A 17,263-nucleotide genomic window follows, 5' to 3' on the forward strand; every position below is an offset into this window, starting at 1 on the left:
ACTTCTCAATTCAATTTGCCTGCGACGCCGCCATTGCGCGCCAGACCGGCCGCAGCGCCTGGTGTGCCAACATGTAGGACGGGGTCATCTTGTCGTAGATCGCGGCGAGGCTGCGGTCGCTCGGCTCGGCCTCGCCAAGCAGCGGTGTCACCCATTCGCCGACGCATTCGTCCATGGACGGGTAGAGACCGACGCAGACAGCGGCGATCATTGCCGCGCCCGCGGCGCCCGCCTCCTCGCGCGCGCTGGTGCGAATATCGGCCCCCACCGCCGCACCCAGGATCTTGCGCAGCGCCGGGCTTCTGGCCGCACCGCCGGTCAGGCGGACTTCGCGCGGCAATGGCCCCATGGCGGCGTAGCAGTCGCGTGCCGCGAAGGCCAAGCCCTCGAAGACGGCGCGAACGAGGTCGGCATAGCCGTGCCGTGAGGAAATGCCGACAAAGCCGGCCCTGGCATTGGCATCGACGAACGGCCCCCGCTCACCGGCTTCCGACACATAGGGCTGATAGAGCAGCGAGGCCGGCTGCGCGGCCGCGATCCAGGCATCGACCAGCGCGATCATCTCGCCATTGCTGCGCGATATGCCTTGCGAGGCGAGAATGCCCGAGGCGAGCCCAAGCACCCAGTCGATGTTGAGCGTCGCCGCCATGTTGGACTGCATCTGCGCGAACACGCCGGGCGCCGGCATCGCCATCGTATAACCGGTCGCCGCTTCGTTCAGTTGCACGTCCTCAGGGGTTTCGGCCAGCCGCATATGCATGCCGGTGGACCCGATGATCGAGCAGCCGGGCTTGCGCAGGCGGTCGAGCAGGCCGGCGCCGAGCGCGGTGCAGACGACGTCGACATAGCCGAGCACGACCGGCGTGCCGGCCAGCATCCCGGTGGCGTCGGCCGCTGCCTGCGACAGGGCGGTGCTGTGCCTGGTGCCATCGACGATCGGCGGCAGCAGATGCCGGAGATCGGCGACGCCAAGCACGTCGAGCACATCGTCGCTATAGTCGCGGGTGTGGAAATCGCCGAAGGTGAAGGTGCCCTCGGACGGATCGGTGGCGCGTTCACCGGTCAGCTTGAAATAGAGCCAGTCCTTGCAGTGGAAGGCGGTTGCCGCCTTGCCGAGCATTTCGGGCATGGTGCGCTTCATGAAGACGAATTGCGAACCCTGCTGGCAGGCGGCGAGCCCGCTGCCGGTCTTCTCGAAGCGGAGCCGATCCTCGGGCCGCGCGCGGATTTCCTCGACAATGGCCGCGGCGCGCGCGTCGAGCCAGAGCCAGCCCTTGGCGACCGGCTCGCCCTTGGCGTCGATCAGCCAGGTGCCGTCGCCTTGGCCGGTCACGGCGATCGCCACGGTCCGGCTGGCGAGATTGGGCACTTCGTCGGCGAGCTGGCGCAAGGTCGTGGCGGCATCGCTCCATGTGCGCGCCAGATCCTGTTCGGCGCCGCCACCCGGCAGCGTTTCATAATGGTTCGGCAGCGCGGCGGCGGCAATCTGCCGGCCAGACGTGTCGAAGGCGATTGACTTGATGACGGAGGTGCCGGCGTCGATGCCGATCAGTATGTCACGCATCAGGCAAGCTCCATGCCGTGCGAAATCGCCTTGCCGCTCGCCTGATCGAAGACATGAAGATTCTTCGGATCGATGCTGACATTGATCGGCGCACCCAGATCGAGGCGGGTGCGGTCATGCTCGACCAGGACCAGCGAGCCGCCGGCAAAATCGGCGGCTATGTGGGTCTGGTCGCCGAGCCACTGGTTGGCCGAAACCCGGGCGGGAACACCCTCCTTCGAGCGCCGGACCGCGTAAGGCCTGATGCCGATCACCACCCGCTCGCGGCTGAGCAACTGATCGCGAACCGGAGCGCTGAAGGCGTCCTTGTCGTAGTCGAGCGACAGGCCGTCGGGAAGCTTGAGATTGATGCGGCCTGCAGCGGTTGCGACATAGGCCTCGAAGACGTTCATCGGCGGCTCGCCGACGAAGGTGCCGGTGAACAGGTTTGCCGGACGTTCCTTGATCCGGTCCGGCGTGTCGAACTGCTGCAGCACGCCGCCTTCCATCACCGCGATGCGGTCGGCAAGCGCATTGGCTTCGGTCTGGTCGTGGGTGACCAGGATCGCGGTCAGGCCGCGCTCCTTGATGAAGTGTTTGATTCGGCCGCGCAGCACGGCGCGCAACTGCGGCTCGAGCTGCCCCATCGGCTCGTCGAGCAGATGCAGATCAGCCTCGCGGATCAGCGCCCGGCCGAGGCTGGCGCGCTGCTGCTGACCGCCGGAGATCGAGCTTGGGTAGCGCTCCAATATGTCCTCGATCTCGAGCAGTTTGGCGATGCTGGCGACTTTGGCGTCGACCTCGCTTTTCGGCAGCCGGGCAGCCTTGAGCGCAAAAGCCATGTTCTCGCGCACGGTCAGCGGTGGATAGAGCGAATAGCCTTCGAAGGCCATCGCCACATTGCGTTTGACCGGCGGTAAGGTGTGCACCTGACGGCCGCCAACCGAGATGGCGCCCCGCGACACCTCCTCGAAACCGGCGATCATGCGCAGCGTCGACGTCTTGCCGCAGCCGGACGAGCCAAGCAGGGCGACGATCTCGCCCTTGCCGATTTCCATCGTCAGGTTCTTGACCGCGTGCACGCCCCTGTCGATCGGACCGTAGAACTTGTCAACACCTGATATGGTGAGCGCGCTCTGGCTCATGCCGCTTCTCCATTGCGCAAGGCGACGACGTTCTTGGAACCGATGCGGTCGCCGCTGGCGTGATCGAACAGCAAGGCGCTCTTGCCGTCGACGGCGATATGGGCCTTGCCTTCGCTGCGGCCCGGCGTTCCGGCCGGGCGCGAGACCAGGATTTCGCGGCCGCGCACGGTGCGCACAAGTGTGACGATCTTTTCGTTGAGCGGCGTCTCGGCCTCGACCGTCACCGGAATGGCGCCAGGAATGCCCTCCTCGACGAAACTCAGCGCTTCCGGCCGCAGACCGATGACGCAATCGCGGCCAACCGCCGCGTCGTAAGCGCCGGACAGATGGACCTGGACGTTCGACAGGCCGACATAGATGCCCTTGGCATCGCGCGAAGGCTTGACGTCGAGCAAGTTGATGGTGGGGTCGCCGAACAGCCGCGCGATCTCGATATTGGCCGGTTCGCGATAGATCTGCTCGGGCGTGCCGAGCTGCCGGATGACGCCTTGCGACATCACCGCGATGCGGTCGCCGAGCGCCATGGCTTCCTTGTAGTCCTGGGTGACATAGACGACGGTGGCGCCGCGATCGGCAAGCAAACGCGGCAGTTCGAGCCGCATCTCGAAACGCAGCTTGGCGTCGACATTGCGCAAGGGGTCGTCGAGCAACAGAAGCGGCGGCGAACCGACCAAAGCGCGGGCAAGCGCCGTACGCTGCTTCTGGCCGTTGGAGAGCGCGCGCGGCTTGTGGGAGAGCACATGGGCGATCTTCAACAGCTTGGCGACACTTTCGACGCCGGCCTTGATGGCGCCCGGCGAGGACCGCTTTGCCTCCAGAGGCGTTGCGATGTTGTCGAACGCGCTCATATGCGGAAACAGCGCGAAATTCTGGAACGCCATGCCGACGCCACGAAATTCCGCATCGACATCGGTCATGTCGTCGCCGCCGATGAAGATCTTGCCCTCATCCGGATCGATGACGCCGGCGACCAGGCGCAGCAGTACCGTCTTGCCGGCGCCGGACGGGCCGAACAGCACGAGGGTTTCGCCGTCGGCAACCGTCAGCGACAGATTGTCGAGGACGGTCTGGCTCTTGTAGCGCTTGACGATGTTTTTGAGTTCGAGGCTGGCCATGTCTATCCTTTCACCGCGCCAAGCGAGAGGCCTTCGACGAGATAGCGCTGCGCATAGAGGGCGAGCGCCAGCGTCGGCGTGATCGAGAGCACGATGGCCGCCGAGATCTGGCCGTACTGGATGCCCGAGGAGGTGATGAAGGCAAGCGCGCCGACCGTCACCGGCTGCTTGTCGGCCGAGGCCAGCACCAGGGCGAAGACGAAATTGTTCCAGGCGAAGATGAAGGCGAGCAGGCCGGCGGCGGCGATGCCGGGACCGGCGAGCGGCAGCGCGATCTTGCGGAAGGTGGCGAACCAGGAATGGCCGCCGATGCGGTAGGCATATTCGATGTCGGCCGGAATATCCTCGAAATAGCCGCGCACGATCCAGAGGATCAGCGGCAGGCAGATCAGCTGGTAGACCCAGATCAGGCCGATATAGGTGTTGGCGAGCCCGAGCTTCTGGAAATAGAGGGTGAGCGGCAACAGCACCAGAAGCGCCGGCGCGAATTTGAACGACAGCAGCGTGAAGGCGATGTCCTCCGAGCCGCGGAATTTGTGGCGCGCGAAGGCGTAGGCCGCCGGCACACCGAGCAGCAACGAGACCGCCACTGAGGTCACCGACAGGAACACCGAATTCCCGAGGTTGCGCATGAAGGCGATGTCGAGCGTGCCGGCGGCGGTCATCAGCTTGCCGGTGATCAGCGCGGTGTAATTGGCGAGCGTCGGCTCGAAGATCAGCTGCGGCGGGATGCGCAGGATCGTCTCGTTGGTCTGGAACGACATCATGAAAATCCAGACGATCGGGAACATGAAGAAGATCACGACCAGCGTCAGGGCTATGCCACGCAGGATGCGCTCGAGAAGCGAGGTATGTTCCATCCCGGCCTCCTATGCCTGGCCACGGGCGCGTTCGCGCAGCCGCAGCCAGTTCTTGATGAAAATGTTGGAGAGGAAATAGGTGATCGCCCACAGGATGATCATCAGTGCCGCCGAACGGCCGACATTGGTCGACTGGAAGAAGTTGAGATAGGCCTCGACCTGGAAGACGGTCAGCGTGTCGCCCGGCCCCCCTTGTGTCATGGCATAGATGATATCGAACTGCTGGATGGAATCGAGCAGCCGAAACAGCGTCGCCGTCAGGATGTAGGGCGTCAGCATCGGCAGCGTGATGCGGAAGAAGACGAAGCTTCGCGGCACGCCATCGAGCGCCGCCGCTTCGAAGGGCTGCGTCGGCAGGCTGCGCAGGCCGGCGAGCAGCAGGATCATGATGAAGGGCGTGTAGACCCAGATATCGACGAGCACCACCGTGAACAGCGCCGTCGACGGCGACGACGCCCAGCGGAAATCCTGCAGGCCAATGAGGCTGGCGAGATAGCTCAAGACGCCGAAGCCGGGATTGGTCATCAGCTTCCACATCAGCGCGGCAAGTGCGGGCGCCGTCATCAGCGGCATCAACAGCATGATCGAGATGAAATTGTTCAGCGTCGAGCGCTTCTGTAGCAGCAAGGCGATGGCGAGGCCGAGAAGCAGTTCCAGCACGACGGTGGTGCCGGCATAGAGCAGCGACACCTTGAGCGTGTTCCAGAATTTCGGATCGGTGAAGAAGGAGATGTAGTTGTCGCCCCAGTTGAACTGCCGCGCCCAAGGCTGGCTGAGCCGGTAGCGCTGGAAGGAATAGACCACCGAGGTCAGGAACGGGATCAGGATGCCGATGCAGACGAGCAAGGCCGGCAGGCTGAGCACATAGGGCAGCACCTTCTTGCTGATCCTGAAGCCGGATGGCTTGGGCCTTTGCGATACCACCGCAGTCATCGAGCTGCTCCGTTGTTGCTGTCGCTTCGCCCTGCCGGCCGCCCAAGGGAGCAAGGCGACCGGTCGGGCGAAATAGCGGTCACCTTCCGGCACCGCATCGCAAGCTTGAAAAGGTGTGACGAGGGCCAGCCCGCCAGGCAGGCCGGCCCTCGTTGCGACTTAGCCGAGGCCGGCTTCCTTGAGCTGGCCATTGATGCTTTCGGCGAGCTTGTCGAGGCCTTCGTCGACCGGCACCTCCTTGGCCACCATCTTCTGCAGCGTCGCCGCCCATTCGGTGGTGAGATCGAAGAACAGCGGCTGCGCGGTGAACTTGATCGAGGCGCCGGGCGCGGAGGCGTCGAACATCTCGACATAGCCGGGATAGCTCTTGTTCAGCTTCTCGCGGAACATCTCGTCCTTCCAGACCGACTGGCGGACGGGATTGACGAAGTCCATCTTGGTCGCGCCGAACAGCCCATGCTCCGGCCCGGAGGCCCATTGCATGAAATACCAGGTGGCGTCCTTGTCCTTCGAGAAATTGGACATTGCCAGCGACCAGATCCAGATGTTGGGTGTCGCCGCCTTGGCTGCCGGGTTGGCCTTGAAGCTTGCGAAGGCGAGCTTGCCGGCCATCTTGTTGTCGCCGCCATTCATGAAGTAACCGAGGATATCGGCGTCGAAGATCATCGCCGAGGCGCCGGCGCCGAGATCGGTGCCGACCTGATACCAGGTGTAGGTCGACCAGTCCTTGGGGCCGCTCTCCTGGATCATCTGAACCCACTGCTTGTGGAAAGCCTTGGACTGGGCGGTGTTCATCGCGGCCGACAATTTGCCGTCTGCCGAAACGTTGAGGTCCTTCTGGTCAAAATTGGCGTAGGCCGACAGGAAGCCGGGATGGATCGTCGCCCAGGAACGCGAGCCACGCACGCCGATGCCATAGACGCCGCCACCGACATCCTTGGTGAGCTTGGCCGCCGCGGCGACCATCTCGTCCATGTTGCCGGGAATGGTGACGCCGGCCTTGTCGAACATCGCCTTGTTGTAGGTGATGTTGTTCTGTTCGAAGCCCCACGGAATGCACCACTGCTTGGCATCATCCGAACCCAGCGCACCGCCGGGCTTGCCATTCCAGGCACAGGAATTCTTGACGCCGGGCAGGAAGTCGTCCCAGGCATAGTTCGGGTTGGTCTTGGCCGGATCCTTGATCCATTCGTTGAGGTCGGTGATCCAGCCGGCAGGGCCATAGGTCCAGGTCATGTAGGCGCCGGTCATGAAGGCATCATATTCGGGCGAGCTTGCCGAAAGGGCTGCCGTGACCTTGTCGAAATAGACGTCTTCCGGGAACACGTCATAGACGACGTTCATGCCGGTCAGCTTCTTGAAGTTCTCGAGATCGGCGATCATCGCATCGGCATAGGGATGCTTGTTGAGCAGGAGCTTGATGGTCTTGCCCTTGTGCGCCTGCCAGTCGAAGTCGGCGGCGAGCGCGCGTGTCTGCCCCAGATTGAGCAGCGTGCCGGCGGTGCCGGCGGCAAGGCCCATGGCACCCAGGCCCTTGATCAGCCCGCGACGGTCGACTTGTCCGCGCAGGAAGGCATCAATCAGGTCTTTCTCTTTCTCATGCATTTCGTCTTCTCCTCCACAGGGTAGTTTCAACTGAACCGTTGCCGGCTACCCGACCGGCGTCTCTTCCACGAGCGATCGCGCCGTCCGCTCGTCTGTTATCAGGCCCTTGAGATAGCGGCCTTCGAGCACCGACTTGATGGCGCGAACCTTGATCTTGCCGCCGGCGACGGCGACGATCCGGCGGCTGGCAATGTCCTCGCGCGTCAAGGCCAGCGCCCGGTTGGAAACGGTCGTCGCCACCGCCTTGCCGGCCTTGTCGAAGAAATGGCCAAGCAATTCGCCGACGCCGCCATTGCGGCGGATCTCCTCCATCTCGCCCTTTTCGATCATGCCGGTGGCAACCAGCGACGCCTCGCGCTCAGCGGTGCCAATGCCGGCGAACAACAGGTCGGCGGAGCGCGCGAGATCGAAGACCTCGCTGATGCCCTTCTGCCCGAGCAGGACGGTGCGGTCCTCGGCCGTGTTGGCGAACATCGGCACCGGCATGACATAGGCTTCGGCGCCGGTGCGTTCGGCCAGGCGGTGAATGACGTCATGCGGATTGGCCGAGAATTTACGCGTCAGGCCGCCCAGCAGCGAGACGAAGCGGATCTTGTCGGTCGAGGTGCGCGGCAGATATTCGACGCAAGCGGCAAGCGTGCGGCCATGGCCGACGCCGATCAGCGCTTCCTCGCCGCGCTCGATCTCGCGCTTGAGGAACTGCGCGCCGGCAATGCCGAGCGCCTTGAGCGGCAGATCCTCGGAATCGAAGTCCGGAACCACCTCGCAATAATCGAGGCCGTAGCGGCGGGACAGTTCATCCTCGAGCTCGACGCATTCCGACACTTCGCCGTCGATATAGACCTTCACCAACCCTTCCTGGTTGGCCTTGGTGATGAGGCGATGGGCCTTGAGGCTGGTCAGCCCCAGCCGCTTGGCGACCTCGGACTGGGTCAGGCCGCCGGCATAGTGAAGCCACGCGGCACGCGTCGCCATGCTGGTTTCGTCGTCGCGCAGGAGGCCGTTGCCGAACCCTACCATTTCCACCCTATGATATTTTTATCAGTTGATGCAAAATTTTTCACAACGAGCGGTCGGAGTCAAGCGACCCCTTTTGCGAAATCGCGGCATGGCGATCGAAACGAGCTTTGGCCTTCTGTCTGGCGATGCCGATGAATGGCGATACGAGCGGCCCTATCCGGCGTGCAGGTCAGCACCGCCAGCTGTTCAAGCCAGGTTCTGGATTGCCGTTTTTTGATTGCGCCAGGTCGAGCGCGTGCTTACGCGTTGGCCGCCGGACTCTCGTCCTCGGCGCGGACCAGCTTGATGTCGGCGCCTGCCGCCCATACGCCGACATCTTCCCGTCGCAAGGCCGCCGCCATCATGTCGGGAAACAGATCAGGCGTGCAGGCGAAGACCGGGATGCCCAGTGCCGCCACCGAGCCTGCCATCTTCGGGTCATAGCCCGGCCTGCCCTGATCGGTTAGCGCCAGAAGCACCACGACATTGACGCCGGAGCGAACGAGTGACGCCAGCCGCTGCAGCAATTCCTGGCCGTTGCCGCCCTCATAAAGGTCGGTGATCAGCACCATATGCGACTTGGTCGGCCGCTCGATACGGTCGGCGCAATAGGCGACGGCCTGGTTGATGTCGGTGCCGCCGCCAAGCTGCACGCCGAACAGGACCTCGACGGGATCGCTGAGTTCCTCGGTCAGGTCGACGATCGCCGTATCGAAGCAGACGAGCTTGGTCCGCACCACAGGCAAGGAAGCCATCACGGCGGCGAATATCGAGGCGTAGATCACCGAACTTGCCATCGAGCCGGACTGGTCGACGCACAGCACCACCTCGTCCAGGTCGACCAGTCTACGCTGCTTTCGCATGAAGCCGACCAGCTTCTCCGGCACGATTGTCTTGTGCTCGGCCTGGTAATGGCGAAGGTTTGCCGAGATGGTGCGCGGCCAGTCGATGTCGCGCTGGCGTGGACGATTGGTGCGTTGCGACCGGTCGAGCGCGCCGCGGATCGCCTCGGCGGTCTTCTGTTCCAGCCGCTGCATCAGCTTGGCGACGATATCGGCGATGATGGTGCGCGCTATATCCTTGGTCTTGGCCGGCATGACCGAACGCAGCGAAATCAGGTCGGCGACGAGATTGACGTCGGCCTCGATCGCCTTGAGGAATTCCGGCTCCATCAGCATCTGCTTCAGATTGAGCCGCTCGAACGCATCCTTCTGGACGATCTGCACGACCTGCGCGGGAAAGAACGACCTGATATCGCCCATCCACTGCGCCACCCGGGGCGCCGAGCGGCCGAGCCCGCCGCGCCGCTTGCGCGGATCGGCCACCGTATCGCCGGCGCCATCGCCGTAGAGCGCATCGAGCGCCGCCGACAGTCGCTTGTCGCTGTCTGACAACGCCGACGATTTCTCATCGTCGGCACCGATCGCCAGGCGCCAGCGGCGCTCCCGGCCGTCGCCCGCGGGCTCCGTTTCGCCCATGTCGACTTCCTCATCCATTGCCGTTCCCGCTCATCAGCAAAGGTCCAAGTCGTTCCAGATGCCGGCGCCAGGCCTCATCGCCGTTTGGCGTCGGCGTCAGCCCTACCGGCAGGCGTCTGATACGACCGAGCACCGCTTCGATCAGCCGCCGCCGCTCCATCGAATCCAGATGCGAAAACACCCGGCGCAGCAGCGGCAGATGCGCGATGAAGGCGTCTTCGTCGAGGGATTTGAGCCAGGCATCGACCGCGCCGCGCAGGCTTTCATCATAGATCAACCTCTGACCAGCAGTGCTGAAAAAACCCTCGAAGAAGCCCGCGGCCTCGGTGACCGGCGTGCCCGGAGAGAGGCGCCGCTCGATCAGGCCGGCCGCGGCTTCGGCGGACAGATGGCCGGCTTCGTAAAGCAGGTGCGCGGCACACCCCGCGACCAGCGCCGTCGATCGAGATCCGTCGAGCACGGTCGCCAGTCCGTTGCGCCAGGCGTCCAGAACGTCCTGTGCCGGTTCGACGAGCTTGATCGCCTCATCAGCCTTGCGCATGGCGCCGACCAAGGCCGTCGAAGCCTGGGCATCGAGGTCGCGCGCGGCGTAGGCGAGCGCGATGCCGCCTTCGACGATCAGCCGTTCCAAAAGGCCGGACAAGCGTGCTGTTTCTGTCTTGCGGGCTTCACCATAGCGGATGATGTCGGCGAGCGGCGGCACCGACGCCAGGATTTCCAGGCATTCGCTGCTGCGCGCCGCGCGTTCCTCCAGTGCCGCCAGGCCGGCGGTCGAAGCCTCCGATAAATTGGCCGTAATGGCGCCCTGAACCAGCGCCGCCAGCGCGTCGAGCGATGTCGTGGCGCCGATCATCTGAACTAACCGGCCGTTGGCGGCCTTTTCGATGGTCGGTCCATGGACGAGGTTCTCGACCAGGCGAACGGCATATTCCGGCTCCCATGACATGGTCCAGCGCTCGCGGAACGTGCCGCGGCTGCGGCCGCTGTCGGTGAGTTTGCCCCAGTGCACGCCAAGCACGTTCAAGCGATGCAGCAAGGTCGACCGGAACAGCCCGCTGTCGCTGCGCAGGTCGACCGACAATTCGCGCTCCAGCGCCTCCGGCTTCAGCCGCGCCGCCTTCTGGTTGCGCTGCAGATCCTCGATCAGCGGCGCCAGCGGGGTGTCGGGTGGAATTTCACCGACATCGGCGCCCAGAAGCAGCTCGGCTTCGACCAGCGCCCACAGCACCGCTTCGCCGTTGAACAAAGCGGCGATCGCGGCGTCACGCAATTCCTCGAAGCCGGGCTTTGGCCGCTCGCGGATCGCAGCCAGCGTGCGTGCCAGCCTTTCGGCTTCGATCAGCGAGGCGGTGGAGACCATATGCCCCTTCGCCCGCAGCACCGCCGCGATCATGGCGAGCCACAGCGTCGCCGCGTCATGCCGGCCGCGCGTCTGCCAGAGATGCTTGCACCAACCGGGCGCGACGACACCGGCCCCGTAACCGAAACCGAGCGCCAGGCGCGGGCCTGTCCATGGCGCCCAGGTCATCGTGCTCTTGCGCCGGGCCAGCCCCTTGAGCAGGGCCTGGTCCTCCTTCTGCGGTCGCGTCACCTGCAGTGCCGGCACATGGAAAGCGCCGCAGACGACAGCGATCGGCCCGTCGAATTCCTTGCGCGCGGCGGCGATTTCAAGCCGCATATGGGCTTCGCGTTTCGCCTCGAATTCCGCAAGCGGACCTTCGCCCTCGCGCAGCGTCGTCATCGCATCGGCGATCGCCGCGAAGATCGGGCCGGGCTGCGGGTTCTGCTCGATGATGTCGGCCCACCAGCTTTCGCCATCCTCATAGCCCGCGGCCTGCGCCAGCGTGCCGATCGGATCGCGCAGATGCGGCGCCATCTCAACCTCGACGGCGGCTTCCGTTCCATCGGCTTTTTCCGCAGCCTCAACCGGTGCGACCCGCGCCGAAGACGGCAGATCGATGAACCGGACAGTGGCTTTGTTGGAGAAGGCCCAGAGCGTGGCCTGATACTCCGGCGAGAACTCGGCAAAGGGCCAGAAGCTGGTCGCGGCCGGATCGTCTTCGGGATAGCACAGCAACGCCACCGGCGGCTGCATTTCGGGGCGGGCGAGAAATGACAGCAGCGCCGATGCGTCGGCCGGCCCCTCGATCAGTACTGCGGCCGGTTTCAACTCCTGCAACGCCTGCACCAGGCTGGCGGCGGAGCCGGGCCCGTGATGGCGTATGCCGAAATAGGAAACGTCGCTGTCCACCATGACGTCAGATCGCGGCGTTCAAGGCGGTGTAATAGCCGGCGTAGTCGGGCCGCTTCTTGAGCACGGTTTCCAGATACTCCTCCAGCACCAGCTTGTCCTGCACCGGATCCTTCACGATCGCACCGACAAGGCTGGCAGCGAGGCCTTCGGCGCCGAGCTTGCCACTGTCGAACCAAGCGGCCTGACTGAGCCCGCCAACCATGGTGGCGATTGCCTCCGCCGTGGACAGCGACCCGGACGGCGTCTTCAACGTCACCTTCCCGTCCGCCGTCGCGCCGGAGCGCAACTCTCGGAAAATGGTCAGCACGCGGGCAATCTCCTCGCCGACATTCTTCGGCACCGGAAGGTCGAGACCGCCGGCCATCTCGCCGACGCGTTTGGAGACGATCGCCACCTCCTCCGCCATGTCTTCGGGCAAAGGCAGCACGACGACGTTGAAGCGGCGCTTCAGCGCCGAGGACAGTTCGTTGACGCCCTTGTCGCGGTTGTTGGCGGTGGCGATGATGTTGAAGCCGCGCTGCGCGTAGATCGAGGTGTTGAGTTCGGGGATCGGCATCATCTTTTCGGACAGCACGGTGATCAGCGTGTCCTGCACATCCGAACCCATGCGCGTCAGTTCCTCGAGGCGGCAGAGCTTGCCGTCCTGCATGGCGCGGTAGAGCGGCGTCGGCACCAGCGCCTCCTGGCTTGGACCCTTGGCCAGAAGCTGCGCATAATTCCAACCATAGCGGATCTGGTTCTCATCGGTGCCGGCCGTGCACTGCACGATCAGCGTCGAGTCGCCCATGATGGCGGCGGCGAGATGCTCCGACACCCAGGATTTGGCGGTCCCGGGAACACCAAGCAGCAACAATGCGCGGTCGGTGGCAAGCGTCGCCACGGCGGTTTCCATCAACCGGCGGCGGCCAACATATTTGGGCGTTATCAGCGTGCCGTCGTCAGCCTTTCCGCCAAGCAGGTAAGTCAGCACCGCCTTTGGCGACAGGCTCCAGCCGGCGGGCCTTTGCCGGTCGTCGTTGCGCGCGAGCGCCTGCAATTCGGCGGCGTAGGCCTGCTCGACCGGAAGACGGATGGCTGCGTTCATTTGCTGTTCTCCGGATTGATCATGTGTCGGTTGAAGGCCCTGCCAGGGATGCGTTGAGGCGCAGAAGACCAAGAGAAGGTGCTGCCGGCGCCATGCCGGCCGTGACGACATCGCCGATCAATCTTTCCGACGCCGCGGCGGTGGCGAGAAAGCCCAGCGTTTCCAGAAGCTGGTCGGCGCCGCGCTTTGCGGCCTCATCGTTTCCCGCGACGGCAGCGCACAGTGCCGGCAGCGTCTTGCCGTTGGTCAGGTCGGCCCAGTCCAGCCAGCCTGCCTCGACGCCCTCGGCCAGGCTGAGCGCACCGAGATAATACGTGTCCTTCAAGATCAGCCTGATCAGGTCCCGCTGCCTGCGACTGTCCAGGCGCGGCATCAAATGCAGGGCGAAAAGCGCCGGCTTGCCGCCCTCGGCGGCAAGCGTGTCGGCCATGCGCGCGACCGCAGCGTCGCTGCCCGACGCGGCGACCATGCGGGAGATTAGGATATCGACATTGTTGTCGGCGCCGAACTGCCACGCGCCTATGAAGTCGGCTTCGGTGACGCCGAAGCGCGCTGCGAGGTCGATCAGGTTCCAGGTCTCGAACAGTTCGGCGCGGCGCCGCTCCTGCGCCGGGGATTTCAGCTTCGCCGGCGCGTAGGTGGTGCGGCGGCGGATGAAGCCGGATTTGCCTTCCGTGATGAAGGCGGCGAGTTCGGCTGTTGGATCTCCCGGCCCGCCATCGCCTGGCTGGCCATGCTCGCCCAACCGCGCCAGCATCCGGCCGGCCAATTCGCGCACCTTGCCGGAGCGGTCGGCGGACAGGCTTTTCAGGAACGGCACGTCACCGGCGCCCAGGCCGAAATGCATGAGCGCAATGAGCACAAGCCTGATCTCGGCTGGTTCGCTTGATCCCTTGGTCTCGATCAGTTGCCGGGCCACAGCGGGTGCTGTGCGGCGCATGTCGGCCAGCGCACTGCGGCGCGCGGCGGGATAGAATTCGTCCCAATTCTCAGCCGTCAGTTGCTCCCGGCTCGTGCGTTTTTCGCCGTCGACGCCCGCCTGCCAGTCGATCCAGGGTGCATAGACATCCGGACTGGTCTGATCCGACGCGGCCGGCATCCAGTCCATCGGATGCAGCACGAACCCGCGGCTGGCGACGAGGGCCACCACGCGCGACTTGCCCCTTGCGTCGTCGGCGTGTTTCAGCGCCGCCCGCAACAACGGCCGCAGCCGCCCCGGCAGCATCGGCAAGGCGAGTTCAGGCAGCGGCGGGCGACGCTTCAGCGTCTTCGGCGCGGCCGGCCGCAAGGCGATTTCGAGGGCTTGTGCGGCGATCGCCAGCAATCGGCGCTCACGCTCGTCGGGGCTGGCACCGGCGACGAACTCCTTCCAAGTGGCCGGAGCCAGCTCAAAGCTCGTTCCGCCGGTGATCCAGCAATCGCGCATGGTCGCAAGGCCTGTCTGCTCGATCTCGTTCACGACAGATCAAGCCTCCCGAAGCCGCTTTGCGCCGCCAGAAGATGAAGCCGGCCGCCGCTCCAAACCGCTGCCGTTGCCGCTAGGTCGAGACCAAGCAGCGTGGGACTGATGGTATCGGCGATCGGCAAGGCGATGCCGTGCGGATCGTCAGTGGATTGCCACCAGGCGTCCCCCCGATCGTCCAGCAGGATCGCGCCGGGGGGCAACAGGACAGGGCAATCGGTGAGCCAGGGGGCCGTGTCCTGGTGAGCGACATGGGCCGCGAGCGGATCGGCTGCGCCCAAGCCGAAATCCGGCCATTGCCCTGACGTGACGTCGCCCCTGCGCTCCGCAACCAGCGCTCGCAAGAGCTGGCGCGCGGGATAAAAGACGAGCGTTGCATCGAAGCGATCGCCCGGCGTGAAGGCGTTAGACCGGCGACCGGCCGAGGCCGGGAAATAGTCGAGCAGGAGAGCAAATCGCGGGGCGGCGCTCTTCAGGTCGAGCAGCCAGGTCGAATGACTGACAAGGCCGTCACGGCGCGTCTCGATCTTTTCGCCGAGCACCTCCCAGAGGCTTTCGACCTGGATCGCGTCGGGATTGGCGAGCACCTGCTCGCGGCTTTCGGAAGTGGACACCAGCCGCCTCAGTTCGGCGTCGTCAGGTGCCTGTCGCCAGGCCTTGGCCAGCAGCACGAGCTTGCCGAGTTCGCGGATTGCGGCGTCTGGCCGTTCCTCGCTGCGCAGACCCATCAGCCGGGACGGAATCTCATCGATGCGGCCAGCAAGCGCCGTCGCCTTCATGTCGACCAGCCGCGCCGCAATGCGGCGGCACCGATCACTGCTGTTGTCGACAAAGCCTACAAGACCAAGCCGTAGCTGATCCGATATCCATTGATCGAGTTCGTCCAAAGCCGCCGAGACCGAGGACCGCGTATCCTCGGCGCGCTTGCGCTGCGCCGTCTCCCGGCGTTCGATCGCGGCTGCGTCCTCGACAGCGGCGCCTTCGTCGTTAAGCGAGGCCTCGCCGATGCTCTTGCCTGCCGCGCCGGGCGTCGGTGCAACCGGCGGCGATGTGGTCTTCCTGCGACGGCCGAGCCAATCGTTCACCCATTCCGGCGTCGAGCCGGCGGCGGCGAAACTCGCTGGCGCGGTGGCGGCGATCCACATCAGCGCCAAAGTGTGCTTGCAGGGAAATTTCCGCGACGGACAGGTGCATTTGTAGCCGTGGTCGCTGGTGTCGACGACGACGCGATAGGGGTTGGAGCCGGAGCCCTGGCATTCGCCCCAGATAAGCGCCAGTTCTTCGTTCTTTTCGAGCCGTGGCCAGTTCGATTGCTTGGTCAACTTGGACGCCGCGCTCAACGACGCCTGGTCGGGCGCGAGCGCTTCGATGGTTTTCAAGTCAAATTCCAAGCCGCGCCTCTCGTCGCTCGAACGAATTCCGGTCGCCAGTATAGATGGCCCGATATGACGGATTCTTGTAGCAGCAGAGGGATAGAGGTCGATACAGCGGGCTGCAAGCACTCAACTGGCGTTGCGCAGAAACTCTATCACCATTGCCGCCGTCCAGGTGAAGCGGCCGCCGCCAAGCGGCTCGCCGGTGAGAGGGTCGTAATATTCGGCAAAACCGCTTTCCCGGATCAGATCCAGGCTGGACTGGGTGATGCGTTGCGCGACCTTACCGTGGCCGGCGGCGGCTAGGCCATCTGATATCATGTAGTTGACCACCAGCCAGACCGGGCCGCGCCAATAGCGCTTGGCGTCGAAGAGCGGATCGCCGGGATCATGCGACGGCACGACATAGCGTGCCTTGCCGGCAAGGCGTTCGACGGTTGCGGCGATTGCGGCGGCACGAGGCTTGGGGATGGCCGCGAAGGCCGGCAGGAGGCCGCCCACCGACGCGCTATCGATCAAAGCGCCGGTGACGCGGTCGAGGCAGACGTATTGGCCACGCGCCTCGCTCCACAGCCGCTCCATGGCCGCCAGGCCCTTTTGCGCGCGGGCGCGGTTGGCGGCGGCAATTTCGGTTTCGCCCAGTTCCTCGGCGAGATCGGCAAGATCGGCCGCGGCGCGGATCAGGATGGCGTTGAAGCCGGGATCGACGACCTGGAAGGGCGAGGCGTCATGCAGCCTGGCATTGTCCCAACCGAGTCCGCGAAAATGCTGAACCAGCCAGATGTAGCGGTCATACTGCTCGCGCGTTGGCCGATGCGCCGGATCGGCGTGCAAGGTGTCGCGGCGGGTGTAGGGCTCGACGCCTTCGGTCGGCACGCGCTCGAAGGCATCGTCCCAGTCGATGGAATTGTCGCGGCCGGACTCCCAGGGATGGATGATAGCGACCAGCCCCTCTCCCTTGGGATCGCGGTTCTCATAGAACCAGCGGTGCCAGGCATCGATTTTCGGCAGCAATGCGCGAGCTCGCTCCGCAGCCAGTTTCTTGTCGTTCGCCCGGTCGAACAGGCGGCGCGCGGCAAAGCCGGCGACCGCCGGCTGGGTGATGCCGGACGTCGCTGTCGGACGGCCAGTCCGCCAGACCTCGGGGCCGGGAAAATAGCCGTCGTTCCAGACATGAAAGACGATGTGCGGCACCATGCCGTCCGGCCACTGATGCGCGAACAAGGTCTCCATTTCGGTCCAGGCGCGCGCCTCGTCGTAGTGGGCAAGGCCGAGCGCGGTCAGGCAGGAATCCCAGTTCCACTGGAAGGGGTAGAGACCCTTTGTCGGGACGGTGTAGGCGCCCTGGTCGTTCTCTTTCAGCACCTCGACGGCGCGGGCGAAGATGTCACTGGTGGCGGAAGCAGTCATGG

The 17,263-nt window shown here is 64.7% G+C and carries 13 protein-coding genes; all 13 read right to left on the reverse strand.

Going from position 1 to position 17,263, the window contains the following annotated elements:
- Nucleotides 1-10 precede the first annotated feature (10 nt).
- The 13 genes from JG747_RS27950 to JG747_RS28010 all read right to left on the reverse strand — a co-directional run bounded on the left by JG747_RS27950 (nucleotide 11) and on the right by JG747_RS28010 (nucleotide 17,261).
- Nucleotides 11-1,564, reverse strand: a complete 1,554-nt coding sequence (locus JG747_RS27950; protein ID WP_019856826.1) for an FGGY-family carbohydrate kinase — start codon at nucleotides 1,562-1,564, stop codon at nucleotides 11-13.
- Nucleotides 1,564-2,688 (reverse strand): ABC transporter ATP-binding protein, encoded by a 1,125-nt coding sequence (locus JG747_RS27955; RefSeq protein WP_038645239.1) that lies wholly within the window; start codon nucleotides 2,686-2,688, stop codon nucleotides 1,564-1,566. Before JG747_RS27955 ends, JG747_RS27950 begins: the two co-directional genes overlap by 1 nt.
- Nucleotides 2,685-3,803 carry an ABC transporter ATP-binding protein gene (locus JG747_RS27960; protein ID WP_064983245.1) on the reverse strand — a complete coding sequence of 373 codons (1,119 nt, stop codon included), beginning with the start codon at nucleotides 3,801-3,803 and terminating at the stop codon, nucleotides 2,685-2,687. Before JG747_RS27960 ends, JG747_RS27955 begins: the two co-directional genes overlap by 4 nt.
- A 2-nt stretch (nucleotides 3,804-3,805) precedes the next feature.
- Nucleotides 3,806-4,663, reverse strand: coding sequence for a carbohydrate ABC transporter permease (locus tag JG747_RS27965; RefSeq protein ID WP_019856823.1), 858 nt, complete (start codon nucleotides 4,661-4,663; stop codon nucleotides 3,806-3,808).
- 9 nt (nucleotides 4,664-4,672) lie between these two features.
- Nucleotides 4,673-5,596: a carbohydrate ABC transporter permease gene (locus JG747_RS27970; RefSeq protein WP_027046585.1), complete on the reverse strand. Its 924-nt coding sequence runs from the start codon at nucleotides 5,594-5,596 to the stop codon at nucleotides 4,673-4,675.
- A gap of 159 nt (nucleotides 5,597-5,755) precedes the next feature.
- Complete coding sequence (locus JG747_RS27975; RefSeq protein WP_019856821.1) at nucleotides 5,756-7,201, reverse strand: ABC transporter substrate-binding protein; 1,446 nt, start codon at nucleotides 7,199-7,201, stop codon at nucleotides 5,756-5,758.
- A gap of 45 nt (nucleotides 7,202-7,246) precedes the next feature.
- Nucleotides 7,247-8,221, reverse strand: a complete 975-nt coding sequence (locus JG747_RS27980; protein ID WP_019856820.1) for a sugar-binding transcriptional regulator — start codon at nucleotides 8,219-8,221, stop codon at nucleotides 7,247-7,249.
- 239 nt (nucleotides 8,222-8,460) lie between these two features.
- Complete coding sequence (locus tag JG747_RS27985; RefSeq protein WP_019856819.1) at nucleotides 8,461-9,696, reverse strand: VWA domain-containing protein; 1,236 nt, start codon at nucleotides 9,694-9,696, stop codon at nucleotides 8,461-8,463.
- Nucleotides 9,689-11,932, reverse strand: a complete 2,244-nt coding sequence (locus JG747_RS27990; RefSeq protein WP_202360465.1) for a DUF5682 family protein — start codon at nucleotides 11,930-11,932, stop codon at nucleotides 9,689-9,691. The genes JG747_RS27985 and JG747_RS27990 overlap by 8 nt, the downstream gene beginning before the upstream one ends.
- Before the next feature lie 4 nt (nucleotides 11,933-11,936).
- Nucleotides 11,937-13,016 carry an ATP-binding protein gene (locus JG747_RS27995; RefSeq protein ID WP_038645231.1) on the reverse strand — a complete coding sequence of 360 codons (1,080 nt, stop codon included), beginning with the start codon at nucleotides 13,014-13,016 and terminating at the stop codon, nucleotides 11,937-11,939.
- 19 nt (nucleotides 13,017-13,035) lie between these two features.
- The gene (locus JG747_RS28000; RefSeq protein ID WP_202360466.1) at nucleotides 13,036-14,475 is read right to left on the reverse strand and encodes a DUF5691 domain-containing protein; all 1,440 of its coding nucleotides are present in this window, start codon (nucleotides 14,473-14,475) and stop codon (nucleotides 13,036-13,038) included.
- Nucleotides 14,472-15,857 (reverse strand): SWIM zinc finger family protein, encoded by a 1,386-nt coding sequence (locus JG747_RS28005; protein WP_244748247.1) that lies wholly within the window; start codon nucleotides 15,855-15,857, stop codon nucleotides 14,472-14,474. The genes JG747_RS28000 and JG747_RS28005 overlap by 4 nt, the downstream gene beginning before the upstream one ends.
- A 123-nt stretch (nucleotides 15,858-15,980) precedes the next feature.
- Nucleotides 15,981-17,261, reverse strand: a complete 1,281-nt coding sequence (locus tag JG747_RS28010; RefSeq protein ID WP_202360467.1) for an MGH1-like glycoside hydrolase domain-containing protein — start codon at nucleotides 17,259-17,261, stop codon at nucleotides 15,981-15,983.
- Nucleotides 17,262-17,263: the final 2 nt, after the last annotated feature.

It is taken from the genome of Mesorhizobium sp. 131-3-5, from assembly GCF_016756575.1.
GTDB classification, from domain to species: Bacteria; Pseudomonadota; Alphaproteobacteria; order Rhizobiales; family Rhizobiaceae; genus Mesorhizobium; species Mesorhizobium jarvisii.

Coding starts and splice junctions, on each gene's coding strand:
- JG747_RS27975 (WP_019856821.1), bottom strand. CDS start 7,201: ATGCATGAGAAAGAGAAAGACCTGATTGATGCCTTCCTGCGCGGACAA.
- JG747_RS28010 (WP_202360467.1), bottom strand. CDS start 17,261: ATGACTGCTTCCGCCACCAGTGACATCTTCGCCCGCGCCGTCGAGGTG.
- JG747_RS27985 (WP_019856819.1), bottom strand. CDS start 9,696: ATGGATGAGGAAGTCGACATGGGCGAAACGGAGCCCGCGGGCGACGGC.
- JG747_RS27995 (WP_038645231.1), bottom strand. CDS start 13,016: ATGAACGCAGCCATCCGTCTTCCGGTCGAGCAGGCCTACGCCGCCGAA.
- JG747_RS27955 (WP_038645239.1), bottom strand. CDS start 2,688: ATGAGCCAGAGCGCGCTCACCATATCAGGTGTTGACAAGTTCTACGGT.
- JG747_RS27965 (WP_019856823.1), bottom strand. CDS start 4,663: ATGGAACATACCTCGCTTCTCGAGCGCATCCTGCGTGGCATAGCCCTG.
- JG747_RS27970 (WP_027046585.1), bottom strand. CDS start 5,596: ATGACTGCGGTGGTATCGCAAAGGCCCAAGCCATCCGGCTTCAGGATC.
- JG747_RS27950 (WP_019856826.1), bottom strand. CDS start 1,564: ATGCGTGACATACTGATCGGCATCGACGCCGGCACCTCCGTCATCAAG.
- JG747_RS27990 (WP_202360465.1), bottom strand. CDS start 11,932: ATGGTGGACAGCGACGTTTCCTATTTCGGCATACGCCATCACGGGCCC.
- JG747_RS27980 (WP_019856820.1), bottom strand. CDS start 8,221: ATGGTAGGGTTCGGCAACGGCCTCCTGCGCGACGACGAAACCAGCATG.
- JG747_RS27960 (WP_064983245.1), bottom strand. CDS start 3,803: ATGGCCAGCCTCGAACTCAAAAACATCGTCAAGCGCTACAAGAGCCAG.